General features: G+C 70.3%; 23 protein-coding genes. 10 read left to right on the top strand and 13 right to left on the bottom strand.

The window, feature by feature from the left end; all coding sequences use genetic code 11:
- Window positions 1–28 precede the first annotated feature (28 nt).
- The gene (locus ACIBO2_RS00830; protein ID WP_358548482.1) at window positions 29–850 is read right to left on the bottom strand and encodes a biotin--[acetyl-CoA-carboxylase] ligase; all 822 of its coding nucleotides are present in this window, start codon (window positions 848–850) and stop codon (window positions 29–31) included.
- 61 nt (window positions 851–911) lie between these two features.
- Between ACIBO2_RS00830 and ACIBO2_RS00825 the strand changes: the two genes are divergently transcribed.
- Genes ACIBO2_RS00825 through ACIBO2_RS00815 form a run of 3 tightly spaced genes read left to right on the top strand, consistent with a single transcriptional unit; the run spans window position 912 to window position 5,102 of the window.
- Window positions 912–3,116, top strand: a complete 2,205-nt coding sequence (locus tag ACIBO2_RS00825) for an FdhF/YdeP family oxidoreductase (RefSeq protein ID WP_397294666.1) — start codon at window positions 912–914, stop codon at window positions 3,114–3,116.
- Entirely contained in the window at window positions 3,113–3,964 is an 852-nt protein-coding gene (gene fdhD / locus ACIBO2_RS00820) for a formate dehydrogenase accessory sulfurtransferase FdhD (RefSeq protein WP_358548488.1), read from the top strand. The genes ACIBO2_RS00825 and fdhD overlap by 4 nt, the downstream gene beginning before the upstream one ends.
- 58 nt (window positions 3,965–4,022) lie before the next feature.
- A complete protein-coding gene (locus tag ACIBO2_RS00815) occupies window positions 4,023–5,102 on the top strand; it encodes an epoxide hydrolase family protein (RefSeq protein ID WP_397294664.1) in 1,080 nt (359 codons plus the stop codon).
- 50 nt (window positions 5,103–5,152) lie between these two features.
- On the opposite strand, the gene ACIBO2_RS00810 is transcribed toward ACIBO2_RS00815, so the two are convergent.
- From ACIBO2_RS00810 to ACIBO2_RS00790, 5 genes are all read right to left on the bottom strand, one after another.
- Complete coding sequence (locus ACIBO2_RS00810) at window positions 5,153–5,704, bottom strand: hypothetical protein (protein ID WP_397294662.1); 552 nt, start codon at window positions 5,702–5,704, stop codon at window positions 5,153–5,155.
- Between the two features lie 116 nt (window positions 5,705–5,820).
- Entirely contained in the window at window positions 5,821–7,056 is a 1,236-nt protein-coding gene (locus tag ACIBO2_RS00805; protein ID WP_358548496.1) for an AAA family ATPase, read from the bottom strand.
- Window positions 7,057–7,085: 29 nt separating this feature from the next.
- The gene (locus ACIBO2_RS00800; RefSeq protein ID WP_397294660.1) at window positions 7,086–9,707 is read right to left on the bottom strand and encodes a phosphoenolpyruvate carboxylase; all 2,622 of its coding nucleotides are present in this window, start codon (window positions 9,705–9,707) and stop codon (window positions 7,086–7,088) included.
- Between the two features lie 67 nt (window positions 9,708–9,774).
- Window positions 9,775–11,334: a hypothetical protein gene (locus tag ACIBO2_RS00795; RefSeq protein WP_397294659.1), complete on the bottom strand. Its 1,560-nt coding sequence runs from the start codon at window positions 11,332–11,334 to the stop codon at window positions 9,775–9,777.
- The gene (locus ACIBO2_RS00790; RefSeq protein WP_397294657.1) at window positions 11,331–12,104 is read right to left on the bottom strand and encodes an ABC transporter ATP-binding protein; all 774 of its coding nucleotides are present in this window, start codon (window positions 12,102–12,104) and stop codon (window positions 11,331–11,333) included. Before ACIBO2_RS00790 ends, ACIBO2_RS00795 begins: the two co-directional genes overlap by 4 nt.
- 35 nt (window positions 12,105–12,139) lie before the next feature.
- Here ACIBO2_RS00790 and ACIBO2_RS00785 point away from each other — a divergent pair, with 35 nt between their 5' ends.
- The 6 genes from ACIBO2_RS00785 (at window position 12,140) to ACIBO2_RS00760 (ending at window position 17,273) form a co-directional block, all read left to right on the top strand.
- Entirely contained in the window at window positions 12,140–13,729 is a 1,590-nt protein-coding gene (locus tag ACIBO2_RS00785) for an acyl-CoA carboxylase subunit beta (RefSeq protein WP_397294655.1), read from the top strand.
- The gene (locus tag ACIBO2_RS00780; RefSeq protein ID WP_358548508.1) at window positions 13,726–13,926 is read left to right on the top strand and encodes an acyl-CoA carboxylase subunit epsilon; all 201 of its coding nucleotides are present in this window, start codon (window positions 13,726–13,728) and stop codon (window positions 13,924–13,926) included. Before ACIBO2_RS00785 ends, ACIBO2_RS00780 begins: the two co-directional genes overlap by 4 nt.
- A gap of 104 nt (window positions 13,927–14,030) precedes the next feature.
- Complete coding sequence (locus tag ACIBO2_RS00775) at window positions 14,031–14,972, top strand: NYN domain-containing protein (RefSeq protein ID WP_358548511.1); 942 nt, start codon at window positions 14,031–14,033, stop codon at window positions 14,970–14,972.
- 107 nt (window positions 14,973–15,079) lie between these two features.
- Window positions 15,080–16,534 carry an AlkA N-terminal domain-containing protein gene (locus ACIBO2_RS00770; protein WP_397294652.1) on the top strand — a complete coding sequence of 485 codons (1,455 nt, stop codon included), beginning with the start codon at window positions 15,080–15,082 and terminating at the stop codon, window positions 16,532–16,534.
- Window positions 16,531–17,031 carry a methylated-DNA--[protein]-cysteine S-methyltransferase gene (locus tag ACIBO2_RS00765; RefSeq protein WP_358548515.1) on the top strand — a complete coding sequence of 167 codons (501 nt, stop codon included), beginning with the start codon at window positions 16,531–16,533 and terminating at the stop codon, window positions 17,029–17,031. Before ACIBO2_RS00770 ends, ACIBO2_RS00765 begins: the two co-directional genes overlap by 4 nt.
- Before the next feature lie 44 nt (window positions 17,032–17,075).
- Window positions 17,076–17,273 (top strand): hypothetical protein, encoded by a 198-nt coding sequence (locus tag ACIBO2_RS00760; RefSeq protein WP_357948808.1) that lies wholly within the window; start codon window positions 17,076–17,078, stop codon window positions 17,271–17,273.
- A gap of 13 nt (window positions 17,274–17,286) precedes the next feature.
- Here the strand turns inward: ACIBO2_RS00760 and ACIBO2_RS00755 are convergent, their stop codons facing one another.
- Entirely contained in the window at window positions 17,287–18,489 is a 1,203-nt protein-coding gene (locus tag ACIBO2_RS00755; RefSeq protein WP_397294650.1) for an MFS transporter, read from the bottom strand.
- 90 nt (window positions 18,490–18,579) lie between these two features.
- On the opposite strand from ACIBO2_RS00755, the gene ACIBO2_RS00750 reads away from it, so the two are divergent.
- A complete protein-coding gene (locus ACIBO2_RS00750; protein ID WP_358548519.1) occupies window positions 18,580–19,011 on the top strand; it encodes a MarR family transcriptional regulator in 432 nt (143 codons plus the stop codon).
- 8 nt (window positions 19,012–19,019) lie between these two features.
- On the opposite strand, the gene ACIBO2_RS00745 is transcribed toward ACIBO2_RS00750, so the two are convergent.
- From ACIBO2_RS00745 to ACIBO2_RS00720, 6 genes are all read right to left on the bottom strand, one after another.
- The gene (locus tag ACIBO2_RS00745) at window positions 19,020–19,949 is read right to left on the bottom strand and encodes a hypothetical protein (RefSeq protein WP_358548521.1); all 930 of its coding nucleotides are present in this window, start codon (window positions 19,947–19,949) and stop codon (window positions 19,020–19,022) included.
- Window positions 19,949–20,530, bottom strand: coding sequence for a hypothetical protein (locus ACIBO2_RS00740; protein WP_397294648.1), 582 nt, complete (start codon window positions 20,528–20,530; stop codon window positions 19,949–19,951). The genes ACIBO2_RS00745 and ACIBO2_RS00740 overlap by 1 nt, the downstream gene beginning before the upstream one ends.
- Window positions 20,531–20,535: 5 nt before the next feature.
- The gene (locus ACIBO2_RS00735; protein WP_358548525.1) at window positions 20,536–23,232 is read right to left on the bottom strand and encodes a BTAD domain-containing putative transcriptional regulator; all 2,697 of its coding nucleotides are present in this window, start codon (window positions 23,230–23,232) and stop codon (window positions 20,536–20,538) included.
- Window positions 23,233–23,307: 75 nt separating this feature from the next.
- Window positions 23,308–23,736, bottom strand: coding sequence for a flp pilus-assembly TadE/G-like family protein (locus ACIBO2_RS00730; protein ID WP_358548528.1), 429 nt, complete (start codon window positions 23,734–23,736; stop codon window positions 23,308–23,310).
- Between the two features lie 35 nt (window positions 23,737–23,771).
- Complete coding sequence (locus ACIBO2_RS00725; protein ID WP_397294646.1) at window positions 23,772–24,236, bottom strand: TadE family protein; 465 nt, start codon at window positions 24,234–24,236, stop codon at window positions 23,772–23,774.
- Window positions 24,233–24,625, bottom strand: coding sequence for a TadE/TadG family type IV pilus assembly protein (locus ACIBO2_RS00720; protein ID WP_358548533.1), 393 nt, complete (start codon window positions 24,623–24,625; stop codon window positions 24,233–24,235). The genes ACIBO2_RS00725 and ACIBO2_RS00720 overlap by 4 nt, the downstream gene beginning before the upstream one ends.
- Between the last annotated feature and the right edge of the window lie 13 nt (window positions 24,626–24,638).

The raw sequence follows: 24,638 nt of genomic DNA, 5'->3' as shown, positions 1-24,638 counted from the left end.
AAATGGTGTCACCTCCGCGCCGCCGGGGCTACGAGGACGCGCGAACGTGGACGACGTCGCCCGCGCTCAATGTGTGCCGCTGGCCGCTGGCGGTCACCTGGAGGTGTCCGGCCTGGTCGATGCCGGTCGCCTGGCCGGTCAGCACCTGGTCGCCGGGCAGCTCGATGCGTACCTCCCGCCCGATGGTGGCGCTCGACGCCTGGTAGGCGGCGCGCAGGCCGCACGCGTCGGCGTCTCCGCCCGCCTCGGACCAGTCGCGGTAGTGCCTCTCGACCTCCCTGAGCACGGCCCTGAGCAGCGGATCCCGGTCCACGCACGCGGCCTGCTCGATGGCCAGCGAGGTGGCCGTCTCCACGGGGAGCTCCTCGGGCTTGAGCGAGACGTTCAGGCCCATTCCGATGACCACGGCGTCCTCCGCCCGCTCGGCCAGGATCCCGGCCAGCTTGCGCTCGCCGATCAGCAGGTCGTTCGGCCACTTGAGCCGTACGTCCACCTCGGCCAGCCGGCGCACGGCCGAGGCCGCCGCCACGCCGAACAGCAGCGCCAGCCACCCCTGCGCGGCGATGGGCACCCGTGGGCGCAGCAGGACGGAGACGGTCAGTCCTGAGCGCGGCGGCGCGATCCAGGTGCGGCCCAGCCGACCCCGGCCGGCCACCTGCGACTCGGCGACCAGGATCCGGCCCTCCTCGACACCCTGTCTAGCGGTCTCGGCGAGGTCGGCGTTGGTCGAGCCGGTGCTCTCGACGACGCTCACGCCGGTCCACAGGCTGCCGGGGCGTACGAGGGCGTGGTTGAGCGCCACCTCGGACAGGGGCGGGCGGTCGAGGTCGGAGTAGCGCGAGTCCGGCATTCCTCCATCTTCGCCCAAGGTCGGCTGTCCTCTGACGCCCCACGCGGGTGAAGATGGGGAGATGAGCAGACGTCTGGATCCACGTAACTGGGCCTCGTGGCGACCGTTCGGCCTCGGGTTGCGCAAGCCGAACAACTATCTGGAACTGCTGAAGGCGTTTCGATCGGTCAAGGGCAACAGGCGTTACGCCTGGCGGATTCTCCAGCAGGGCACGTGTGACGGGTGCGCGCTGGGCACGCGGGGCATGCGCGACTGGACCATGGACGAGATCCACCTGTGCAACATCCGGCTGCGGCTGCTGCCGCTGAACACGATGCCGGCGCTGGACGTCTCGCTGCTGGGCGACGTCTCCGGGCTGGCCGGTAAGAAGAGCGCCGAGTTGCGGGAGCTGGGGCGGCTTCCGTACCCCATGCTCCGGCGGGCGGGAGAGCCGGGCTTCCGGCGGATCTCGTGGGACGAGGCGCTGGGCGTGGCCGCCGGCGGGCTGCGGGACGCGCGCTTCGGCGCCTATCTGACCAGCCGCGGCATGCCGAACGAGAACTACTACGTGGCGCAGAAGGCGGTCCGCGCGCTGGGCACCAACAGCGTGGACAACGCGGCGCGCATCTGCCACTCCCCCTCGACCGTCGCGCTCAAGCAGACGATCGGCGCGGCGGCCACCACCTGCTCCTACACCGACTGGATCGGCTCCGACCTGATCGTCTTCATCGGGTCGAACCCGTCCAACAACCAGCCCGTGGCGATGAAGTACCTCTATCACGCCAAGAAGGCCGGCACCCGCGTGGCCATGGTCAACGCCTACCGCGAACCCGGCATGGACCGCTACTGGGTGCCGTCGAACGCCGAGTCGGCGGTGTTCGGGACGAAGATCACTGACGAGTTCTTCGGCGTGAACGTGGGCGGCGACATCGGCTTCCTCAACGGCGTGCTCAAGCACCTGATCGAGAACGACTGGGTGGACAAGGCGTTCGTCGACCAGCGGACCTCCGGCTTCGAGGAGGTACGCCAGGCGCTGGCGGAGCAGTCCTGGGAGGCCCTGGAGGCGCTGTCCGGGGCGACCCGCGACGAGATGCTCCGGCTGGCCCGGCTGCTCGGCGAGGCGAAGTCGGCGGTGCTGGTCTGGTCGATGGGCATCACGCAGCACGCCTTCGGCGAGGACAACGTCCGCTCGATCGTGAACCTGGCCTTGGCGCGCGGGTTCCTGGGGCGCGACAACTGCGGGCTGATGCCGATCCGCGGGCACAGCGGGGTGCAGGGCGGGGCCGAGATGGGCGCGTACGCCACCGGCCTGCCGGGTGGCCTGCCGATCACCCCAGAAAACGCCGCAAGATTTACCGATATTTGGGGATTTGAGGTGCCGACGGCGCCGGGTCTGACCGCGACCGACATGATCGACGCGGCCCACTCGGGCGACCTCGACGCGCTCATCTCCTCGGGCGGCAACTTCCTGGAGGTGCTGCCCGATCCCAGCTACTGCCGGGAGGCGCTGTCCCGGCTCAAGCTCCGGGTGCACATCGACATCGTGCTGTCCTCGCAGATGCTGGTGCCGTCCGAGGGCGACGTGCTGCTGCTGCCCGCCCAGACCCGCTACGAGATGACCGGCGGGGTGACCGAGACCTCCACCGAGCGCCGGATCATCTTCTCGCCCGAGATCGAGGGGCCGCGGATCGGCGAGGCGTGGCCGGAGTGGAAGATCTTCGGCGAACTGGCCGCCCACACAAACCCCGAAATTTCGGCAAAAGTCCGTTTCACCGGGACCTCGCGGATCCGCGAGGAGATCGAGCAGGCCGTGCCGTTCTACCAGGGCATTTCCGACCTCAAGGCGTTCGGGGACAACGTCCAGTACGGCGGGCGCCACCTGTTCGCCGACGGCCGCTTCAACACCCCTGACGGGCGCGGCGTGTTCTCCGCCGTCGAGCCGCCCGCGCTGGAGCGCCCCGACGGCACGTTCATGGTGGCCACGCGGCGCGGCAAGCAGTTCAACAGCATGGTCCACGAGCGCCTCGACGGCTTCAACGGCGCGATGCGCGAGGCCGTGCTGATGAGCCCCTATGACGCCGACCGCCTCGGCCTGCCCGACGGCACTCCGGTCGAGCTGCGTTCGGGCGAGCGTACGTACGGGGGCAAAGTCCTCCGCGCGCCACTGATGCCGGGCAACCTGCAGATCCACTGGCCGGAGGGCAACGTACTCCTCGACGAGACCAGGCGCTCGCCCCAGGCCAGGATCCCCGACTACAACGCGCTCGTCACCGTGCGGCGACTATGACCGACCGGCTGACCCGCGTGGGTCCCACCACCCGCATCCGCGTCCGCGAGCTGTCCGGCTCCACGGTCCGCGACCGGCGCGACGACCTCGCCACCGAGGAGCCGCTGGAGATCCGCCTCAGCGCACTGGACGGGACGCGCAAGACCGTCGCCATCACCATGCGCACCCCCGGCCACGACTTCGAGCTGGCCGCCGGGTTCCTGCACGGGGAGGGCCTGGTCAAGCCCGGCGGCATCGCGGCCATCGCGTACTGCACCGACGAGGACCTCCCGCCGGAGGCCCGCTACAACACGGTCACCGTACGCCTGCACGGCCCGATCCCCGACCTGCCCACACTGGACCGCCACTTCCTCACCTCCAGCGCCTGCGGCGTGTGCGGCTCGGCCAGCCTCGACGACCTGCACGACCGCTGCTCGCCGCTTCCCCGCGGCGATCTCGTCCTCACCCCCGAGGTCCTGTACGGCCTGCCGGACGCGCTACGGGCGGGCCAGGGCGTCTTCGGTAAGACGGGCGGCCTGCACGCGGCCGGGCTGTTCCGGCCCGACGGGACGCTGGTGGCGCTCAGGGAGGACGTGGGCCGGCACAACGCGGTGGACAAACTGGTCGGCTGGGCATCGCTCGGCCAGCGGCTCCCCCTGACCGAGCACGTGCTGATGGTCAGCGGCCGGGCCAGCTACGAGATCATGCAGAAGGCCCTGGCCGCTGGCGTACCGGCGGTGTGCGCGGTGTCGGCCCCCTCGTCGCTGGCCGTTGACCTGGCCAGGGAGTTCGGCATGACGCTCGTCGGGTTCCTGCGCGGGCAGCGGTGCAACGTGTACGCGGGTCAGGAGCGCGTATTAGTGGAATGAAGCGTTCCGTTCTGCTATTGTTGGAACAGAACAACCCGTTCCGACAAGGAGCCCCACGATGAGCGTTCACCCCTTCCGCGTCGAGATCCCGCAGGCCGACCTCGACGACCTGCGGACCCGACTCGCCATGACCCGCTTCACCGACGAGATCGCGGACGCCGACCAGGGCGTGGGCGTGGGGCGGGTCCGCCGCCTGGTCGGCCACTGGCTCGACGGCTTCGACTGGCGGGCCCAGGAGGCCAGGCTCAACGCCTACCCGCAGTTCACCACGGAGATCGACGGGCAGAACATCCACTTCATCCACGTCCGCTCGTCTTCGGCCGACGCCTTTCCCCTGATCCTGACCCACGGCTGGCCGGGCTCGATCGTCGAATACCTCGACGCCATCGAACCGCTGTCGCGGCACTTCCACCTCGTCGTGCCCTCACTCCCCGGCTACGGCTTCTCCGGCCCGACCACCGAGCTCGGCTGGAACAACCAGCGCATCGCCCGGGCCTGGGCCGAGCTGATGTCCCGCCTGGGCTACGACCGCTATGGCGCGGTGGGCAACGACGCGGGCTCGATGATCTCCCCCGAACTCGGCCGGCTCGCCCCCAACAGCGTCGTCGGCGTCCATGTGACGCAGCTGTTCTCCTTCCCCTCCGGCGACCCGGCCGAGTTCGCGAACCTGAGCGAGGAGGACCAGGCCGGGCTGGCCGTACTCGACTGGTTCTGGAAGGAGAAGGGCGCCTTCAACGTCCTGCAGTCGCAGCAGCCGCAGACGCTCGCCCACGCCATCACCGACTCACCCGCCGGGCTGCTCGGCTGGCTCGCCCAGCTCTTCGACGAGGACCTGGACGACGACTTCGTGCTGACCAACGCGGCGATCCACTGGTTCACCGGCACCGCCGGCTCGGCCCTGCGCCTGTACTGGGAGAACGCCCGCGCCGAGACGCCGAAGGAACCCACCACGGTGCCGACGGCGCTGGCCATGGCGGAGGGCGACTTCAAGTCCATCCGCGCGTTCGCCGAGCGCGACCACACCGGCATCGTCTCCTGGAAGACCCTCGAAGCCCCGGCCCACGGCCACTACACGGCCCACACCGCCACAGAAGCCGTCACCGCCGACATCAAAGCCTTCTTCGATGGCCTTGGCTGAGCTTTCGGCAAGCAAGAAGCGGCCCGGTCATGCTCCTTCGACCGGGCCGCTCACTTACGTATGTGTTCTGCGCAGCATCGCGCCGCGTCCACGCGTATCTGGTCGAACGATCGGTTACGGCCCACCGGCCTGCCCAGCACGCCGAGCTTCGCCGCCCGATCGAGGATCTCGGGAGCATCGGACTCGCGGTAGCGGCGGCCGACTCCACTGACCTCGTTCATCAAAATCTTCTTGGGGTCTGGGAATCGCCCTGTGTCCTTGCCCTTGTGCTTGGCGGGGAGAGACCAGGACGCGGCGATGGCCGACAACGCATCGGGGAAGAGCAACAGCCAGGCTTCGATCTCCGACACCGCGAGGGCGTAGTGGACGTTGCCGAGGGCGGATTCGAGAGCCTTCTGGACGCGTTCACGGATGATCGGATAGGCGTCGCTATCGGTGTCGTCAAGGTCCTCGTGGACGAACACGCATGCCACGCTGGTGTCATCCCGTACAGCCCGCGCCCGCACCTTGCTCGCCAGGGTCTCCGCGCGGGCGGCTAGGTTCGCGTCACCGGCCTGGTGCAACCGCACCTTGTCATTGATTTCCACGATCCGACCCGCCATCTGCGGACAGAACTCCTCCAAGAGCACACGAAGGGCGAGGCGGTCGTTCCTGTCCTCTCCCGCTACGACCACGACAGGCTTCTTCGTGGGCCGGACACGGGTGCCTCCCCGTCGGCTCACAGATCGCCGCCCAGCACACCGGAAAACCACAGCTCGCCAAGCGGGAGTCCTTCGCTGGCCCGGACGATCTCCTCGACCTTGACCGTGGAGATGGCCGGAATCAGAGAGGAACCGTCGTCACCACGCTCGCAGATGACGATCTCCTCGGGCTTGAGCCGGTCGGCGAGAGCGGGAGAGTGAGTGGCGATGATGAACTGGGTCTTCTCGCTCGCCTCCCGGACCCGTTCCACCAGCAGTTCGAGTGCCTGCGGGTGAAGTCCGTGGTCGATCTCCTCCACGCAGGTCAGCGCGGGTGGAGCGGGGTCGTAGAGCATGGCTAGGAGGCCGAGCAGGCGGATGGTTCCGTAGGAGGCGTCGAGCAGGGGGGTGGGTTCGCGCAGACCGCGCTCCCTGAGTACGACCACGACCGAGTGAGCCCCCCCGGACGGATACTCGAAATCGAGGGATTCGACTTGGGGAAGCGCCTCCACGGCATCGGCCTGGAGCCGACTCCACGCGTCCTCATCCGAGTTTCGGAGGGCGAGGAGGAACGCCGCGAGATTGGCGGCGTTGTCGGCGATCGGTTCTTGCCCGCCACGATGCACCCGCGATGGCATGCTCGCTTTGGAGACGTCAACGTCGAAGACCCTGAAGGCCCGCAGCATGTCCGCCACAAGGGTGGGCGCCATGCTGAACTTCTTCTCCGCCAGTCGCGGGAGTGTCGAAAGTCCGCTGCTCAGGGGCTGAATACCGACCTCGTCCGACTTCCGGTCAGCGGTGCCGACCTCGAGCGACGGCCATTCGGAACGACTCTCGAAACCGCCTTGGCCGAGGGTCTGTAGCTGAGCCTTCGCCCTCGTCCCTTCCACAGTGATGGTCCGCAAGCGATGCTGCACGTCGGCAGACCGGAAAACCTCCTCCCTGGCGAGAGGAGCATTTGTGATCTTCAATACGTATTCGTCGGGAGCCCCTGCCAAAGAGGAAGACCATGCTCCTTTGATCCCGATGAGAAGATGATCAGGCCGCTCGGCGCCGCCCCTGAACACCAACTCATCGAAGCCACCGCGGGCGGCCAGCACAGGCTCCAGGTCGGTCCTGACGATGTCGGCCAGAAAGTCGAAGACCTTCAGCACATTCGTCTTACCCGCGCCATTCGGCCCGACCAGCACGTTGACGGGCCCGAGAGGCATGGTGATCTGTCGCAGACTGCGAAAGTTCTCCACCCGTAGCTCGGTAAGCCGCTGCTCCGCCATGCTGGTCATCTTCTCATCTGGGCGGCGACTCAGCCGGTGTTCTGCAGGCCCGCCGCCACCCCGTTGACCGACAGCAGGAGCAGCGTCGACAGGCGTTCGCGTTCGTGGTCCGACAAGGTGCCGGTGCGCATGGCCGTCAGCGCGCGTAGCTGCAGGTGGGACAGCGCGTCCACGTACGGGTCGCGGAGCTGGACGGCGCGGGAGAGGACCTTGCGGTTCTCCAGGAGGCGGGTGTGGCCGGTGACCTGCAGCACCAGGCTGCGGGTCCGGTCATACTCCTCCATGACCTGGCGGGCGAAGTCCCCGCGGCCGCCGAGAGCCAGGTAGCGTTCGGCGATCGATCTGTCGGTCTTGGCCAGCGACATCTCCGCGTTGTCGAGCAGCGCGTTGAACAGCGGCCACTCGGCGTAGGCCGCCTTCAGCTCGTCGAGTGAGGCGACCGCGGCCAGGCCGGTGCCCAGGCCGTACCAGCCGGGCAGGTTGACCCGGGTCTGGGCCCAGGCGAAGACCCAGGGGATGGCGCGCAGGTCGTCGAGTGAGCGGGGGGCGCCGAGGCCGCGGCGGGCGGGGCGGGAGCCGAGGCGCAGGGAGCCGATCTCCTCCAGCGGGCTGACCAGGGCGAACCACTCCGGGAAGCCGGGGGCTTCGGTGAGCGCACGGTATGCCTGCTCCGAGGCCGTGGCCACCTGCTCGGCGAGCGAGCGGAAGCGGTCGGCCGCGGCGGCGGTGCGGGAGCCGACCGTGGGTGAGGAGGCCATCAGCACCGCGTTGGTGACCTGTTCCAGGTGGCGGCGGGCGATGGCGATGTGGCCGTAGCGGGCGAAGATGACCTCGCCCTGCTCGGTGACCTTGAAGCGACCGGCGACCGAGCCGGGTGCTTGCGCGAGCACCGCGCGGTTGGCGGGGCCGCCGCCACGGCCGAGCGCGCCGCCGCGGCCGTGGAACATGCGCAGCTTGACGTCGTGCTCCAGCGCCCAGGCGGTCAGCTGCTCCTGCGCCTCGTACAGGCGCAGTGTCGCGGCGGCCGGGCCGAGCTCCTTGGCCGAGTCGGAGTAGCCGAGCATGATCTCCATGCGCCGGCCGTTGGCGGCCAGCCGCTCGCGCATCGGCGGCAGCTCCAGCATGCCGGACAGCACGTCCGGGGAGTTGGCCAGGTCCTGGCCCGACTCGAACAGCGGCACCACGTCGAGCACCGGCGCGCGCTTGCCGAGCGCGTGCTCGGCCAGCTCGTAGACGGCGGCGATGTCGTCGGCGGAGCGGGTGAAGGAGACGACGTAGCGGGAGCAGGCCGTGACGCCGAACCGCTCCTGGATCCAGGCGATCACCCGGATCGTGGCCAGCACCTCCTCGGTGCGCTCCGACAGCTCGCCGCCCGCCCTGATCTCCTCCAGCGCGGCCGCGTGCACCTGGGAGTGCTGGCGTACCTCCAGCTCGGCCAGGTGGAAGCCGAACGTCTCGACCTGCCAGATGAGCTGCTGCAGCTCCCCGTACGCCTGACGCGCGGCGTGGCCGGAGAGCGAGTCCTGGGCCAGGCGCAGGTCGGCGAGCAGCTCGGCCGGGGCGCGGTAGGCGAGGTCGAGGTCGCGGCGGAGGGTGGCGGCGATGCGGGCGGCCACGAACATCAGCCACTGCCGGTGCGGCTCGCGCGGCGAGCGGGTGGCCATCTCCGAGACCACCTCGGGATGGGCGTCGACGGCCGCGGCCAGCGCCGCCCTGAGCTCCGGCGACGGCGGCGCGAACTGCTCGGCCGAGGTGAGCGTGCGGGCGATGCGCGTGCAGGCCGTCTCGAGGGCGGTCAGCACGTGGTCGGACTGGATCTGGACGGTCTCGCGGGTGACCTTGGCGGTCACGTTGGGGTTGCCGTCGCGGTCGCCGCCGATCCAGCTGCCGTAGCGGATGAAGGGCCTGGCCAGCGGCGGGCGGGTGCCGGTGCCCTCGCCGAGTGCCGCGTCGAGCGAGCGGTAGACCTGCGGCACCATGCGGAACAGCGTCTCGTCGAAGGCGGCCATGGCGGTGCGTACCTCGTCGAGCGGGTCGAGCTTGGTGGAGCGCAGCTGGGCCGTACGCCACAGCAGGTCGATCTCCTCCAGCAGCCGGCGGCGGCTCTCGGCGCGCTCGGAGGCGCCGCGCCCGGCGGCGTTGTACTCGCTGAGCTGGCCGCTGACCCGCTGGATCGCGGTGACGACCGCGCGCCGGCGCGCCTCCGTCGGGTGCGCGGTCAGGACCGGGTGCAGCTCCAGCCCCTCGACCAGCTCGGCGACGCGCTCGGGGCCCAGCTCGTGTACGGCCTGAGCCAGCGACTCCCGCTCCACCCGGCCCTCGGTGTCACGTTCGCGCAGGATGCGGATGCGGTAGTGCTCCTCGGCCAGGTTGGCCAGATGGAAGTAACAGGTGAACGCGCGGGCGATCTGCACGGCCCGGTCGATCTCCCACTGCGCGACCATGGCCGTGATCTCGTCGCCGGTGACCTCGCCCCTGCGGGCGGCGATCACGGCCTTGCGCAGGCGTTCGACGTCGGCCAGCAGATCCTCGCCGCCCTGCTCGGCGATCACCTGCCCGAGCAGCTTGCCGAGCAATCGCACGTCCTTGCGCAGCTCATCGGGCATCTCGGTGACCGCGGCACTGCGACGCTCAATCCCCTGGTCAATCATGCTTCAAAGGTATCCACAAGCGAGGAATGTCGGTAAGGCGGTCTCACGTATTGGACTAGACCAATGCTCAGGTGGGCCGGGACACGGCGGCGAGCAGCTCGGGAAGGCGGGGGAAGCCGATCTTCGCGCCAAGCCGCCGGCCCAGCACCTCGGCCAGCAGCCCGTAGAACGGCGCGAGCACCGACACCCAGAGCAGCCCGAAGAGCAGCGGCACCACGAACGGCAACGACAGGAGGGAGATGCCCAGCAGCGCGCCCAGGCCGGAGACGAACGCCTGGCCGCCCTGACCGGGCGCGGCTCCGCTGAAGGCGTTCATCCGCTCAGGCATGGTGTACGGGATGACGACGCTGGTCACGGAGCCGACGCCGAACCCGGTCCCGAGCGCGCCCAGGCCGATGAGCATCGCCGGCACGATCCCCTCCGGGTGGCCGGCGAACAGCCCGGCGGCGACGGCGATCAGCGTGAGCAGCGGCGTCGCGACCAGCGCGCCGGCCAGGTGGCGGCCGGCCAGATCGGTGCTGAGGCCGCGTTCCGAGCCGATGGTCACGGCGTTCATCCAGAGCGAGCGGCCGTCGATGCCGAACGAGTTGGCCGACTGCAGGGCGATCATCATCCCGGCCGACGCGGTGAGCAGGATCGGCGTCGACGCTCCGGCGTCTCCGGAGCGGGTGACCGAGAAGCCCAGCACGACGGCCACCAGGACGGAGGAGAACCAGCCGACCCGGTAGCGGGGCTCGCGCATGATGTACTTGAGCTCCTTGGTGACCACGGCGGCCAGCGGCCCGCTCGGCACCAACCGGTCGACCAGGCCGCTCCCCCTGCGTACGGAGGCCGCGCGGGTGGAGGAGTCGGGTGTGACCAGGGCCCGGCTCAGCGCCTTGATCCACAGCCAGCCGACCACCACGACCACGAGGGCCACGACGACGAGCTCGGCCAGGCCGGTCAGGCCGCCGTCGGCCATCGCGTGCGCGGCCATGCCCGAGGGCGTCCACCTGAGCAGGGCCGCGACTTGGCGCAGCATCCCCGCCGGGTCGCCGATGTTGCTGTTGAGCAGCAGGTTCGGCAGCTGCGCGAGCAGCACGACGAAGATCGCGGCCACGGCCAGCACGTCCCGGCCGCGCCTGGTGCGCAGGGCGCTGGACAGCGCCGTGGTGACCAGCCGGGAGGCGACCAGGCAGAGCGCGAACTGCAGGAGCACAGCGACGATCCCGAGCAGGACGCCGCCCACGCCGGTGGCGAGCCCCACCAGGGCGCCCGCCGTGACGATCAGGGTGGCCAGCGGCCAGACGCCGGTGGCGGAGGCGGTGAACATGCCGACCGCGAGCCGGTGGGTGGGCAGCGGGAACAGCGACAGCCGCGCCGGGTCGAGCGTGTCGTCCAGGCCGAACGCCAGCAGCGGCACGACCATCCAGCCGATGAGCATGACCGAGAACACCACGACGACGATCGACGCCGCGACGTCGTGCGGCGCCAGCCGGAGCAGGCTCATGAGCAGGAAGCCGATGACGCTCACGAACACGGACATGATGAGGGTGAAAATGAAGCCGAGCTTGCGTTGTATGTCGCCGCGGAGGTTGCCGGCCAGCAGCCGGAGCTTGAGCTGGGCGAAGAGCGCGACGGTGCTCACGCGGGTTCCTTCCCCCGGCCGAGCCAGTTCAGGCCCGCGTCGCCGTTGTCGCGCGGACCGCCGACCAGCTCCAGGAACGCCTGGTTGAGGCTGCGTCCGGCGCGTACCTTCTCCAGCGGGCCCTGGGCCACGATGTGCCCAGCGCTCATCACCGACACCCAGTCGCAGAGCCGCTCGACGAGGTCCATCACGTGGCTGGAGAAGATGACGGTCGAGCCCGAGGCGGTGAAGCGCCCGAGCACCTCGGTGAGCGTGTTGGCGCTGACCGGATCGACGCCCTCGAACGGCTCGTCGAGGAAGAGCACAGAGGGGTTGTGCAGCAGCGCCGCCGCCAGGCCGATCTTCTTGCGCATGCCGGTGGAGTAGTCGACGACGAGCTTGTCGGCGGCGTCGGCCAGGTCCATCACCCGCAGTAGTTCCTCGGCGCGCTGCTCGACGTCGGCCTTGGCGATGCCGCGCAGCCTGCCGTTGTAGAGGAGTAATTCGCGCCCCGACAGGCGTTCGAACAGCCGCAGCCCCTCGGGCAGCACGCCGATGCGGGCTTTGACCTCGACGGGATCGCGCCACACGTTGAAGCCGTCGATCTCGGCCTGGCCGCCGTCGGGGCGGAGCAGTCCGGTGATCATGCTCAGGGAAGTCGTCTTGCCGGCGCCGTTGGGGCCGACGAGCCCGGCGAAGCTGCCCGCCGGGACCACGAGGTCGATGCCGGCCACCGCGATCTGCGGGCCGTATCGCTTGAACAGGCCGTGCGTGTGAACCGCCTCCGTCATGGATCCACTGTAGGAGCCGGGTTAATGTTGCGCGCATGACTGCTGCCGAGGCCGTACCGGACCCGCCGGACATTCACCTCACCGCCGGGAAAATCGCCGACCTCGAGCGCCGGCTGGACGAGGCGGTCCACGCCGGCTCGGCGGCGGCCGTGGCCAAGCAGCGCGACAAGGGCAAGATGACCGCGCGGGAGCGGGTGCTGGCGCTGCTCGACGAGGACTCGTTCGTGGAGTTCGACGAGTTCGCCAGGCACCGGTCCACGATGTTCGGGCTGGAGAGCAGGCGACCGTACGGGGACGGCGTGATCACCGGCCATGGCACGATCGACGGGCGCCAGGTGTGCGTGTTCTCGCAGGACGTGACCGTGTTCGGCGGCTCGCTCGGCGAGGTCTACGGCGAGAAGATCGTCAAGGTGCTCGACCTGGCGCTGAAGACCGGCTGCCCGATCATCGGCATCAACGAGGGCGGCGGCGCCCGCATCCAGGAGGGCGTGGTCGCGCTCGGCCTCTACGCCGAGATCTTCAAGCGCAACGTGCATGCCTCGGGCGTGATCCCGCAGATCTCGCTCATCATGGGCGCCGCGGCCGGCGGGCACGTCTACTCCCCCGCGCTGACCGACTTCGTGGTGATGGTCGACCAGACGTCGCAGATGTTCATCACCGGGCCCGACGTGATCAAGACGGTGACCGGCGAGGAGGTCACGTTCGAGGAGCTCGGCGGCGCGCACACGCACAACACCAAGTCAGGCGTGGCCCACTACCAGGCCACCGACGAGAGCGACGCGCTCGACTACGTCAAGGCGCTACTGTCCTACCTGCCCTCCAACAACCTGGACGAGGCGCCGGTGTTCGAGGGCGCCGGTGACCTGGAGCCGGATCCCGAGCTCGACCTGCTGATCCCTGACTCGGCGAACCAGCCCTACGACATGCACCGGGTCATCGAGCACGTGCTCGACGACGGTGAGTTCCTGGAGGTCCACGCGCTGTTCGCGCCCAACGTGGTGGTCGGGTACGGCCGGGTCGACGGGCAGGCGGTGGGCGTGGTGGCCAACCAGCCCATGCATTTCGCCGGGTGCCTGGATATCAACGCCTCCGAGAAGGCAGCCCGTTTTATTCGAACATGTGATGCTTTTAATATCCCGATCCTGACTTTTGTAGATGTCCCGGGATTCCTCCCAGGGACCGATCAGGAATGGAACGGAATCATCCGCCGCGGCGCCAAGCTCCTCTACGCCTACGCCGAGGCGACCGTGCCACTGGTGACGGTCATCACCCGCAAGGCGTACGGTGGGGCGTACGACGTCATGGGGTCCAAGCACCTGGGCGCCGACGTCAACCTGGCGTGGCCCACGGCGCAGATCGCGGTCATGGGCGCGCAGGGCGCCGTCAACATCCTCTACCGGCGCGAGCTCAGCGCGGCGGGCGACGATGCCGACGCCGAGCGGGCCAGGCTGGTGACCGAATATGAGGACACGCTGGCCAACCCGTACATCGCGGCCGAGCGCGGCTACGTCGACGCGGTGATCCGACCCGCCGAGACCCGGGCTCAGGTCGTCAGGGCGCTGCGGGCACTACGGAACAAGCGGGCCTCGCTGCCGCCGAAGAAGCATGGGAACATCCCGCTATGAACGCCTATCTGCGGATTGTTCGTGGGGACGCCACGCCGGAGGAGATCGCCGCCCTCGTGACCGTTCTCGCGACGCGGCAGGCCGTGCCGGAGCCGGCGGTCATACCGCGAAGTCAAACATGGCGAAACCCGGCGAGAGCGATGCGTAAGGCAGCCCCACCGGGGAAGTCGGGTTGGCGGATGAGCGCCCTGCCCTAGATAGATCCCGGGAATCGGGTGTCAAGTTCTCGAGGAGTTGGGACTATCTAGAGAAAGTAGGCGTATATAGTCAGCCGATCAACTAACCGCGGCCTGGAGGACACATGGCCATCCCAGACCTCATGCCGCATGCTGTGGCAGCGAAGTACGCCGTCCTGGTGGACGTCGGTTATCTCTATGCTGCCGCAGGCGAAGTGCTGCTGGGCGCCAAGGAGCGCAAAGAATATCGAGTGGCCGCCGATGAGCTGATCCAGAGTCTACAGAAACATGCGCTGGAACGTATATCTGGCGAACTGCTGCGGATCTATTGGTATGACGCCGCTCGCGACCGTGTGCCGACCGTCGATCAGCGGGTAATCGCCCAGTTGCCCTGGGTCAAGGTACGGCTTGGCAACCTGAACGCCCGTGGCCAGCAGAAGGGCGTGGACGCGCAGATCAGGAGCGATCTGGAGGCCCTGGCCCGGCATCACGCGGTGACTGACACGATCTTGCTCGCCGGAGACGAGGACATGGTCCCCGCGGTGGAGGCGGCGCAGGCGTACGGGGTGCGCATCCACTTGTGGGGCGTCGAGCCGCCGTACGGCACCAACCAGGCCGAACGGCTGGTTTGGGAGTCGGACACCGTGGAAGTGATCACTGCTGAATTCCTGAGGCCCTTTTTCAGTCGTGCTCCGCAACCCGTTCCGGTCGCCCCGCCGGTGGCCGCTCCGTCGCCCGCGCAGGTGTTCGCCGGCCGTGCGCCCGTCAAACCGCACGTCAAGCCCGGCCAGGTGGCCAAGCTCGGGCCCAGCCGGCCACGTGTCGAGGACGTGGGCGAGCACGTGGCGCAGAAGTGGATCCTCACGCGTGGCCGCGACAACATCCGCGACCTGTTGCCGGGGCCGATCCTGCCGACGGTCATCGACACCGAACTGCTCATCGAGGCGGAGAAGGAGCTCGGCCACTCGTTGCGGCCGTTCCCCGAGGCGCGGGTGTGGCTGCGCGACGGGTTCTGGGCGCGTGTCTACCGGGAGTTCGACCTGGGCGTGGGCGTCTCGTCCAAGTGACGTCTGATTTCCGCTGGTCGGCGGGTTTGACCTGCTGACCAGCGATTTAACGATCAGGTCCGATTCCCGCCAGTCGACAGGCCGGGCGAACACATACGCTCGGTGTCATGTCACCACTTGAGCTCGACTTCGACTCCTGCTACCGGGCGGTAGCCGCCCGGGACGCCCGATTCGACGGGCGCTTCTACACGGCGGTGACCTCGACGCGGATCTACTGCCGTCCGATCTGTCCGGCTCGCACGCCGGCCTCGCGCAACGTGCGGTTCTACCGGCACGCCGCGTCGGCGGAGGCGGCGGGCTTCCGCCCGTGCAAGCGCTGCCGCCCGGAGCTCTCCCCCGGCGATCCGGGATGGGACCTGCGCGGTGACCTCATCGGGCGGGCGCTGCGACTGATCGACGACGGGGCCGCCGACGAGCGCGGCGTGGCGGGTCTGGCCACGCGGCTGCACATCACCGAGCGGCACCTGCACCGGCTGTTCGTGGCCGAGCTGGGCGTGGGGCCGCTGGCGGTGGCCAGGACCAAGCGGCTGCTGCTGGCCAAGCAACTGCTGACCGAGACGCGGCTGCCGGTCACCGAGGTGGCGTTCGCGGCCGGGTTCGGGAGTGTGCGGCAGTTCAACGCCACGATGCGGGAGACGTACGGGTTCACGCCGAGCGAGCTGCGCGCGACCGCGGGCGGCCCTTCAGGCCCCTCCGTTTCCGCTGTTTCCGCGCCGCCGGCGGTCGAGGTCGTGGCCGGGCCCGCGACGCTCCGGCTGCGCCTGCACCGGCGGGAGCCGTACGACATCGCGGGCGTGCTCTCCTTCCTGACCTCGCGCGCGATCCCCGGCCTGGAGGTGGCCGGCCCGACGTCCTACAGCCGGGCCGTCCCCGGCGGGACGATCACGCTCACCCCCGAGCCGGGTCACATCGCGCTCGACGTCGCCGTGGACGACACCCGGCAGCTGGCCCGCATAGTGGCCCGCTGCCGCCGCCTGCTCGACCTCGACGCCGACCCCGACGCCATCGCGGCCGCGCTGGGCGAGACCTCGCTGCGCCCGCTCATCGAGTCCCGGCCCGGGCTGCGGGTGCCGGGCACGTTCGACGGCTTCGAGCTGGCCGTACGCGCCGTCGTGGGCCAGCAGATCTCCGTCGCGGGCGCCCGCACCCTGCTCGGCCGGATCGTCGAGCGAGCCGGGCGGCTCACCGAGCGCCCCGGCCTGACCCACCTGTTCCCCACCGCCGCGGAGCTGCTCGAGGCGGACCTCACGGGGCTGGGGCTCACCAACCGCCGCGTCGCGACGCTCAAGGAGCTGGCCATCGCCGTCTCCGAGGGCCGGATCGACCTCGACGGCGGCCAGGATCCGGGTGAGGCCGTGGCCGAGCTGCTCGACGTTCCCGGCATCGGCCCCTGGACCGCCAGCTATGTCGCGCTGCGCGCGCTGCGCGACCCCGACGCCTGGCCCATCGGCGACCTGGTGCTCAAGAAGCGCATGGCCTGCCTGGGCATTCCCGACGACCACATCGAACGGTGGCGGCCCTGGCGGGCCTACGCCGCCCTGCATCTCTGGAGCTCATCATGATCGACGCCCAAGTCATGCCGACCCCGATCGGCCCGCTGTCCGTGCTGTGCCGTGACGGCGTACTGGTCGCGGCCGGCTTCACCGCCGACCCCTCGGACATGTTCGTCCGGCTGTCGCCCGCGCTGCAGGCCGAAGGGCTGGACGTGGTCGACGACCTCGGCGCCGCCGCGCAGGCCGTACGCGACTATCTGGACGGCGACCTCCTGGCCCTGGACGCCATCCCGGTCGAGCAGCCGGGCACGGCCACCCGCAAGCGCCTCCACCAGGCGCTCCGCGAGGTCAAGCCGGGCACCACGGTGACGTACGCCGAGCTGGCCGAACGCGCCGGCATGCCCAGGACGGCGGCCCGCGCGGCCGGGTCGGCCTGCTCCCAGAACCTCATCGCCCCCTTCGTCCCCTGCCACCGGGTGCTGCCCGGCTCGGGCGGCTATGGCGGCTACTACTACGGCGTACCGGTCAAGGAGTGGCTGCTCGCCCACGAGTCCGGCCGGCTCTAGCAACTCCCCGTCATGGCGCGGCAGCGCTCTGTACGATTGGGTGGATGGCCGGAGCACACGAATACAGGGGCGAGCCGGAACGGACGCCGGCTCAGTTGATCCTGGGATTTCTGGACGCACGCGACATCTCGGTGCCCGAGGAGGCTCGGGCCCGCATCCGCACATGCACGGATCAGAGCCTCCTCGACCGCTGGACCGTCAGGGCCGTGACCGCGCTGAGCGTGGACGAGCTGTTCAGCTGAGCCTGGGCCGCTCTCAGCGGCCCAGCGGCGTTGCTGTCAGGTGGCTTGGGGCGTCGTCAGCGGCTGGGACGAGTTGGCGGCGGGCCTGCACGCCCGCGAGTCCCGCCACCGCCAGCCCGGTCAGCCCGAGCAGCGCGGCGGTCCAGGCCGGAGCCGTGTAGCCGAAGCCCGCGTCGATGGTCAGCCCCGCCACGAACGACCCGATCGCGTTACCCAGGTTGAAGGCCCCGATGTTGGCCGCTGAGGCCAGCGTCGGGGCGCCCGCGGCGGCGTCCAGGACCCGGGTCTGCAGTGGCGGCACGGTCGCGAAGGCGGCCACGCCGAACAGGGTGATCGTCACGATGAACGCGACCTGGTTCCCCGCCACCAGCGCCAGGACCACGCCCAGCAGCGTGAGCAGGGCCACCGAGCCGTAGATGCTCGGCATGACGGCGCGGTCGGCGAGCCGGCCGCCGATCAGGTTGCCGACTACGAGCCCCACCCCGAACAGGGCCATGACGACCGGCACGGCGCCAGGGGAGAATCCGCCGACACTCGTCATGATCGGCGAGATGAAGGTGATCACCGCGAACACCGGCGCGAACCCGAACACGGTCATGGCCAGCGCCAGCCATACGCCGCCCTTGCGGAAGGTCGCCAGCTCGCGCAGCATCCCGCCGCCCTCGGGCCGCGGCTGGGCGGGCACCAGGGCGAGCACGCCGATCAGCCCGGCGACGCCGATGGCCACCACGACCCAGAACGTCGCCCGCCAGCCGAACGCCTGCCCGATCCAGGTGCCGAGCGGCACCCCGAGCACGTTCGCCAAGGTCAGGCCGGTGAACATGAGCGCGATGGCGCTGGCCCGCTTCTGCGGAGCGACCAGGTCGGCGGCCACCACGGATCCGACGCCGAAGTAGGCGCCGTGCGCGAACGCCGACAGGAACCGGCCGACCATGAGCACACCGTACGAAGGCGCGAGCGCGGAGAGCAGGTTGCCCACGATGAACAGCACCATCAGCGACAGCAGCATGGTCTTGCGGGACAACCGGCCGCCGAGCATGGTCAGTGGCGGCCCGCCGATGGCCACGCCCAGGGCGTAGCCGGACACGAGCAGGCCGGCGGCGGGGATCGTGACGGCGAAGTCCGCGGCCAGCTCCGGCAGCAGCCCGTTGATGATGAACTCGGTGGTGCCGATGCCGAAGGCGCTGATCGCGAGGGCGAACAGGGCGAGTGGCATAGAATACTCCTCAGACGACGTTAGTCAGCGTAGACATTATTTGCACACGCCGACTAACCGACCATACAACCTTGTCTGGGAAGGTGTCACATGCCGCTAGCCGATGACGCCGTCGAGGCGCGCGCCCAGGGCTGGCGCACGCTCGCCGCGCTGCACGCCAGGATCGAGGATCGGCTGGAGCGGGCCCTGCAGAAGGAGCACGAGCTGAGCGTGAGCGAGTACACCGTGCTCGACGTGCTGGGCCGCCAGGACGGCTGGCACATGCGCATGCAGCAACTCGCCCGCGCGGTCGTGCTGAGCCAGAGCGCCACGACCCGGCTGGTGACGCGGCTGGAGAACCGTGGGCTGCTGGCCCGCTACCTGTGCGACGACGACCGCAGGGGCATCTACACCGAGGTCACCCCGGCCGGCCGCGAGCTGCTCGCCCAGGCGAGCCCCACACACGACACCGTGCTCAAGGAAGTGCTGGCGGAGGCGGCGGAGCTGCCGGAGCTCGCCCCGCTCGCCGCCGTCATCGCCTGAGGCAGCCTCTACGGCCGGACGTTGCTCTGTACCTCACCCACCGGCACGTCGCGGGTCGCCCCCACCTCGATCGGCGCGAACTGGACCGGCGCCGCCTGGCCCGCAACCGTCACCGGCCACACGGTCGTCACGGTCAACTGGTAGACCTGGCGCGGCTGGTCGATCGACGAGCGCAGATACTGCACGCCGCAGGTGAACGGGGCCCCCTTGGCGTACGGCTTGCCGGTGGCCCCGCACTGCTCGCGCACCTCGGCCCGGTCCTTGCCGGTGCCCGCGTCGATCTTGATGTCCTGGAGCGTGGCGACCACGGTCGCGCTCATGACGCCGGGCAGCGTCGCGGTCGCCGTACGCCGAGGCTGGCCGATGCCTTCGAGCCACACGAACGTCGGCAGGTTGACGAAGCTCTTGGCGTCCGGGCTCAGCTTGACCGTCGGCTCGGGCACGGTGATCGCCGCCCGCGCGAGCTCGGCCAATTGCTCAAAGGTGATCCCGGAGGGCGGCGTGTCGTTCGGCGGCACGAAGACGAACAGTTCGAGCCCGGCCCAGCAGGTGGCGCCGTCGGGGTCGGACGCGTCGTAGGCGGGCGTCCACCAGCGCCCCGGCTTCCCCTTCTTGTCCTTGAACTGCTGGACGAACTTATTGAAACTCTCCTCGTCGGCCTTCACCCTGGCGAACTGGGTCTTCGAGTCCGTCTGGAACTTGAGCATCTCGTCGGCGTCGAGTCCCGGCTCGTACCAGCAGGGCCGTTTGACCCGGTAGCCGTCGCGCTTGCCGCCCTTGCCCACATCGCCGCTGAACACGACATCGGAGTGCTTGAGGTTGACGAACGCCGTCGTGCCGTGCTGGCCCGTCCTGACCTCCGTGGTGGATTGGGGGGCGGGCGTGGGGTTGGCCAGCAGGAGCGACCCTGCCATGAGCACCGGGATCAGGGGGTTCATCAGGTGCACCCTTCTTTGTCCTGGCGGAATTCCCTGATCCGCCACACACCGTCGTCGCCGCGATGCGCGAGCACGGTTTGGAGGTAAGGAGCGCGCACCCAGTCGGGCTGGGGCGCGACCGCCTTGCCGGTGGGCGTGGAGACGAGGCGTACGCCCCGCTCGTCCACGCAGGTGTCGACCTGGGCACCCTTGCCCATGACCGACGTGATCCGCAGTCTGGAGAGACGCGCGACGCCGCGCGCCGACTCCTGCCGGTCGGCGAACCCGCGTACCCATTCGCCGGCCTGCGGAATCACCGACGGCTCGACATGACGCAGGTAGCCGGTGTCGCCGGTGACGACCGCCTTCCACCGCTCCACGTAGTAGTCGGCGAAGAGCCGCTGCAGCGCGCCGGCCGACGGTCCCTTCTCCACCTTGACCTTCAGCTCGTCGCCGACATCGACCGTCTTGCCCTGGGTGGACGTGGGAGCGGGCGCCGCGGTGGTCTCGCCGGTGACGGGGGTCGGCACGTCGCCGGGGGTGTACGGCCGGTCGGGCGGGCCACAGCCCGCCGCGAGCAGGAGCGCCAGCATTACCGCCATCCGCCTCATGCCGTCGACTCCCTCACTATGTGGATGCGCCACGACGGCAGCAGCTCGTCGATCAGCGCCTCGGTCTCGGGCGCCATCCCGCCGCCATAGGGGTGGGAGGACGAGCGCCTGGTCAGCCCCTCGACGACCGTCCGGAGCCGCAGCATGTCCCCGGTGGCGTGCGTGGCCCGCAGCAGGTCGCGCCAGAGCCCCTCGTCGTCGGTGGCCAGCAGCAGGGCCGCGCGTACGGCCGCGACCGCGGCGTCCGGCTCGCCGTGCGCCAGCCGCAGCTCGCACAGCCGGTGGGCGGCGTCGGCGACGCCGGCCGCGACGTCGTACTCAAGGTCGTCGCCCGCCAGCCACGCGTATCTCCCGAGCGGCCGCCCGCTCAGCAGCGGGCCTCTGACCAGGCCGAGCGCCTTCTCCAGGAGTACGGTCCGCGCCGTGGGATCGCCGTGCGAGCGGCGGACCAGCTCGCGGAAGAGCGCCCAGTCGGTGCGTACCGCGGGCCCCAGCCGCAGCCTGCCCGCCTCGTCGACGTGCAGGTGCTCGCGGCCCAGCCAGTCGACGACCCTGGCGATCGTGGCGTCCCTGACCATGGGCTGCACGCCACGCGGCCACAGGACGCCGCCCAGCACGACGGGATGCACGCCGCCGGGATGCGTGGCCAGGTAGACCAGCAGCTCGGTGGCCAGCGCCATCCGCCCCTCTTCGAGCGGGTCGCGGCCGACGATCTCGATGGGGCCGAGCATCCTGACCTCCACCGCGGGCGGCGCCAGCTCCTCCAGCGGCTCCGCCTCGGGCACCGCCTCGCCGTCGAGCTGCTCCGCCGTACGGAAGAGGTCGATCAGCGCCTGGTAGTGGCGGCGCGGCAGCAGTTGCGCGGTCACCTCGAAGCCCAGCTCCGCGATCTTCGCCTTGCCGTCCTCGGTGATCTCCAGGGTCCAGGTGGCGTGCGGCACGTCGCCCGTCACCACGTATCCGGCGGTGTCCTTGCGGGCGAGCAGCGCCAGGCGGCGCGCCTCCTCATGGGTGGGGGCCACGGCGGACAACAGGTAGTGGGCGTCGCGCGGGCTGCCGGTGACGCGCCCGGTGAGCACCTCCTGGCGCGGGGCGGCGGTCGCCTCCAGCTCGGGCAGCACCTCGGCCAGGCTGCCCACGGCCCTGATCCGATCGGGCGCGATCGCCGTCAGCTCGTCGCCGAAGCCGACGAGCGTGATGCGCATCCGGTCGGACCAGCGGTTGGTCGCCAGCTCCACGGCCAGCGCCGCGAGCGCCGCGGTGGTCTGCGGGCCGCGGATGTTGATCAGGCCCTGCGCCGCCTCCAGGTCGATCAGCACCCGGCCGCTCTCGTCGGCGCCGAGCGAGACCAACCCGGGGTACGGGGCGCCGCCGGGCTGCTCCTCCAGCAGGCGGCCCTCGTGCGCGGCCAGCCGCCACACCTGGCCGCCGTCCTGGGCGATCCACGGCGCGGGCGCGTCGCCGTCAGGCGGGTGGATCCACAGGTCGAGGTTGCGTGGCGACAGGTGGGCGGCGTAGACGGTCGGCGGCGTACGGCCCTGCGTGGCCAGCTCGGCGCCGAGCAGCCTGAGCCCGATGTCGAGGATGCGAGTGCCCGGCGCGTCGGCGCCCAACCTCAGCGCTACCTCGGCCTGGGCCGCGTCGTCGCGCGGCCGGACGATGCGGCGGCCGAACGCGCGCCGCCACAACTGCTCGCGCCGCCGCCTGGCCAGCACGACCAGCAGACCGGCCGCGGCCAGCGACGCGGCGGCCAGGTAGTCGGTCAGGTCGACTCCTGGGCTCTGCACCACGGGCTGCTCGGCTCCGGTCTCGTGTCGCGCGTGCGCCGGGCCCTGCTTGACGCTGGAGGTCTGGCGCGCCTCGTCGGCGACTCGCCGGTGTTCGCTGTGCGACCCCGCCGGGTGCTGCTTCAGCGTCTGGGCCCGCGCCTGGTTCACGGGTACGACATGCGCGTGGCGCGCGTCGTCGGGCATGTCGAGCACCCAGCCCGGCCTGATCAGGTCGGCCATCCGCAGGCGGGTGCCGTCGGGCTGCTCCTTGTGCTGGTTGAGCCGGTAGATCTCCGGATATCGGCGCCCGTCGCCCAGGCACTTCTCGGCGATCTCCCACAGGCTCTCGTGGTGGCGGCCGTGGGGCGGCTGGACCACGTACACCTTCTTGGTGGCCTGCGCCTGCACCGGCTGCTCCACGATCGGCGCGGAGTAGGCGACCGTCGTCATGGGCGGCGCGGTGGGCGGCGGCGCCGCCAGCTTGATGATGGGCACGACCATGGCCCCGGCGGTGAACAGCACGAGTACGGCCGAGACGAGCTTGTTGGCCAGCGCCTGGGACCCGCCGGAGAGCGGCACCCTGGCGGGCATGCCCACCCTGCGTACGCCCGCGTAGACCTCGACGATCACGCACGAGAAGAACTGCAGCCAGGCCAGCCACACGAACAGCACCAGGACGGCCATGATCGTGCTCGGCCCCACGCGGCTGTTGAGCACGTCGAGATCGAGCAGTTCGGGAGAGATCGGCGGCCCGACGAACGTGAGCAGCGCGTACGGCACACCGCCGACGATCGCCACGAGCACCGCGAGCGCGCCGAGGCCGGCCAGCACGTCGCCCACGCTCCGCCTGGCCGGGATGCGCACGGGCGCCTGCCCGGGCCCGCGCGGCCGGCCCGCTGGACGCGCTGGGTCTCGCGTCGGCATCGCCTCTCCCTTCTCCGTGTTCAGGGTCCTGCGTGGTGGTGTTCTGATCCATCGAGTGAGCGGAATCGGTCTGGCTCACCTGGCCTGCGGCCCGGCCGTGGCCTCGCCCTCCATCTCGGTGCCGGGGAAGCCGATGGCCTGCAGGAAGAAGGCCGTCCACCGCACCTTCACGGAGACGGTCACGCCGTCCTGTCCCTGCGCGACGGTGCAGGTTCCCCTGGTCACGTCGGCGCTGCCCGCCGCCGCGATCACCTCGTCGGCCCGGTCGCACACTTGGCCGTCGCCGAGCAGCCGGATCTCGCCCGTCTCGTGGAGGTGGTCGGCGTCGATCTGGTCGGCGCCCGCCCGCGCGGCCTGCTCGGCGACGTCGGCGGCCCGCAGCCGCGCGTTGATCGCCCCGCCGCCGTCGACGAGCAGCCCCGCCAGCAGGAACACCGCCACGGAGAACAGCACGGTGAAGACCGACATCGTCCCGCGGTCGCTCACGCGGTCGCGGCGGCTCATTCGCCGCTCCTGAACCGTTCCAGGGACACGGCGGCTCATTCGGTCCTCCTGAACTGCTCCAGGGGCACCACCGAGGTGCCGGTCATCCGCTTGGTGCCGGAGAACCCCAGGAAGCTCAGGTCCAGCTCGCAGGTGACCGCGGCCTGCACCTGGCCGCCCTCCTTCCACTTGGAGCCGCCGAGGGACACCGCCGGGCTCTGGCACCGCCCGTCGAGCGCGGCCTTGACGCTCCTGTCGGCCGCGTCGCCCGCGTCGCCGAACGACCGCCGCACCGAGGCGGCCCGCGCCGCGTCCCGTGCCGCGCCGTTGACCTCGCCCTGCGCCTCGACCAGCCGGCCCGCCCCCGCCAGGAACATCAGGAACAGCAAGAAGATGGGCGCCAGCATGACCGTCTCCACGGCCATCGAGCCGCGCTCACGCCACCGGTTCTGGCTCATCCGCCGCCGGTGCTGGCTCGTCCACAGCCGGTTCTGGTTCGTCCGCACCCGGTTCTGGTTCATCCGCAGTCGTCACCCCCGTCGTCCGGGCGGAAGCACTCGACGGGACCGCCCGAGGTGGCCGTGATCGTGAACGTGAGCTCCGGCAGGAGCGGGATGACCTGTACGGCGCTGCCGGTCACGGTGACGAAGCGCTCGTCGGGCTCCTTCTCCGCGGTCGTGACCGCGGCGTTGGAGAGCAGGCGGGGCCCGATGGCCCGGACGATGTCGGTGGCCTTGGTGGAGGCCGCGCCCTCCCAGTCGCCCGAGTCGAAGGGGGCCGACCTGGCCACCCTGGCGCCTTCCTTGGCGGCCGCCTCGGCCACCTGACGGCCGTGGAACCAGAGCGCCACCTGCACGATGAGCAGCACGACCGCCAGGATGACCGGCATCAGCAGGGCGAGCTCGATCACGGAGGCGCCGCGG

Source organism: Nonomuraea sp. NPDC050022 (genome assembly GCF_044460705.1).
Classification (GTDB): domain Bacteria; phylum Actinomycetota; class Actinomycetes; order Streptosporangiales; family Streptosporangiaceae; genus Nonomuraea.
The sequence above is the reverse complement of the archived record's forward strand: the minus strand, read 5'-3'. Positions and strand labels throughout refer to the sequence as shown.

Coding starts and splice junctions, on each gene's coding strand:
- ACIBO2_RS00810 (WP_397294662.1), bottom strand. CDS start 5,704: ATGGCGGGTCGGATCGTGGAAATCAATGACAAGGTGCGGTTGCACCAG.
- ACIBO2_RS00750 (WP_358548519.1), top strand. CDS start 18,580: ATGCCGCTAGCCGATGACGCCGTCGAGGCGCGCGCCCAGGGCTGGCGC.
- fdhD (WP_358548488.1), top strand. CDS start 3,113: ATGACCGACCGGCTGACCCGCGTGGGTCCCACCACCCGCATCCGCGTC.
- ACIBO2_RS00825 (WP_397294666.1), top strand. CDS start 912: ATGAGCAGACGTCTGGATCCACGTAACTGGGCCTCGTGGCGACCGTTC.
- ACIBO2_RS00785 (WP_397294655.1), top strand. CDS start 12,140: ATGACTGCTGCCGAGGCCGTACCGGACCCGCCGGACATTCACCTCACC.
- ACIBO2_RS00815 (WP_397294664.1), top strand. CDS start 4,023: ATGAGCGTTCACCCCTTCCGCGTCGAGATCCCGCAGGCCGACCTCGAC.
- ACIBO2_RS00780 (WP_358548508.1), top strand. CDS start 13,726: ATGAACGCCTATCTGCGGATTGTTCGTGGGGACGCCACGCCGGAGGAG.
- ACIBO2_RS00805 (WP_358548496.1), bottom strand. CDS start 7,056: ATGGCGGAGCAGCGGCTTACCGAGCTACGGGTGGAGAACTTTCGCAGT.
- ACIBO2_RS00725 (WP_397294646.1), bottom strand. CDS start 24,236: ATGAACCAGAACCGGGTGCGGACGAACCAGAACCGGCTGTGGACGAGC.
- ACIBO2_RS00730 (WP_358548528.1), bottom strand. CDS start 23,736: ATGAGCCGCCGCGACCGCGTGAGCGACCGCGGGACGATGTCGGTCTTC.
- ACIBO2_RS00775 (WP_358548511.1), top strand. CDS start 14,031: ATGGCCATCCCAGACCTCATGCCGCATGCTGTGGCAGCGAAGTACGCC.
- ACIBO2_RS00745 (WP_358548521.1), bottom strand. CDS start 19,949: ATGAACCCCCTGATCCCGGTGCTCATGGCAGGGTCGCTCCTGCTGGCC.
- ACIBO2_RS00790 (WP_397294657.1), bottom strand. CDS start 12,104: ATGACGGAGGCGGTTCACACGCACGGCCTGTTCAAGCGATACGGCCCG.
- ACIBO2_RS00755 (WP_397294650.1), bottom strand. CDS start 18,489: ATGCCACTCGCCCTGTTCGCCCTCGCGATCAGCGCCTTCGGCATCGGC.
- ACIBO2_RS00770 (WP_397294652.1), top strand. CDS start 15,080: ATGTCACCACTTGAGCTCGACTTCGACTCCTGCTACCGGGCGGTAGCC.
- ACIBO2_RS00830 (WP_358548482.1), bottom strand. CDS start 850: ATGCCGGACTCGCGCTACTCCGACCTCGACCGCCCGCCCCTGTCCGAG.
- ACIBO2_RS00760 (WP_357948808.1), top strand. CDS start 17,076: ATGGCCGGAGCACACGAATACAGGGGCGAGCCGGAACGGACGCCGGCT.
- ACIBO2_RS00800 (WP_397294660.1), bottom strand. CDS start 9,707: ATGATTGACCAGGGGATTGAGCGTCGCAGTGCCGCGGTCACCGAGATG.
- ACIBO2_RS00740 (WP_397294648.1), bottom strand. CDS start 20,530: ATGGCGGTAATGCTGGCGCTCCTGCTCGCGGCGGGCTGTGGCCCGCCC.
- ACIBO2_RS00735 (WP_358548525.1), bottom strand. CDS start 23,232: ATGCCGACGCGAGACCCAGCGCGTCCAGCGGGCCGGCCGCGCGGGCCC.
- ACIBO2_RS00765 (WP_358548515.1), top strand. CDS start 16,531: ATGATCGACGCCCAAGTCATGCCGACCCCGATCGGCCCGCTGTCCGTG.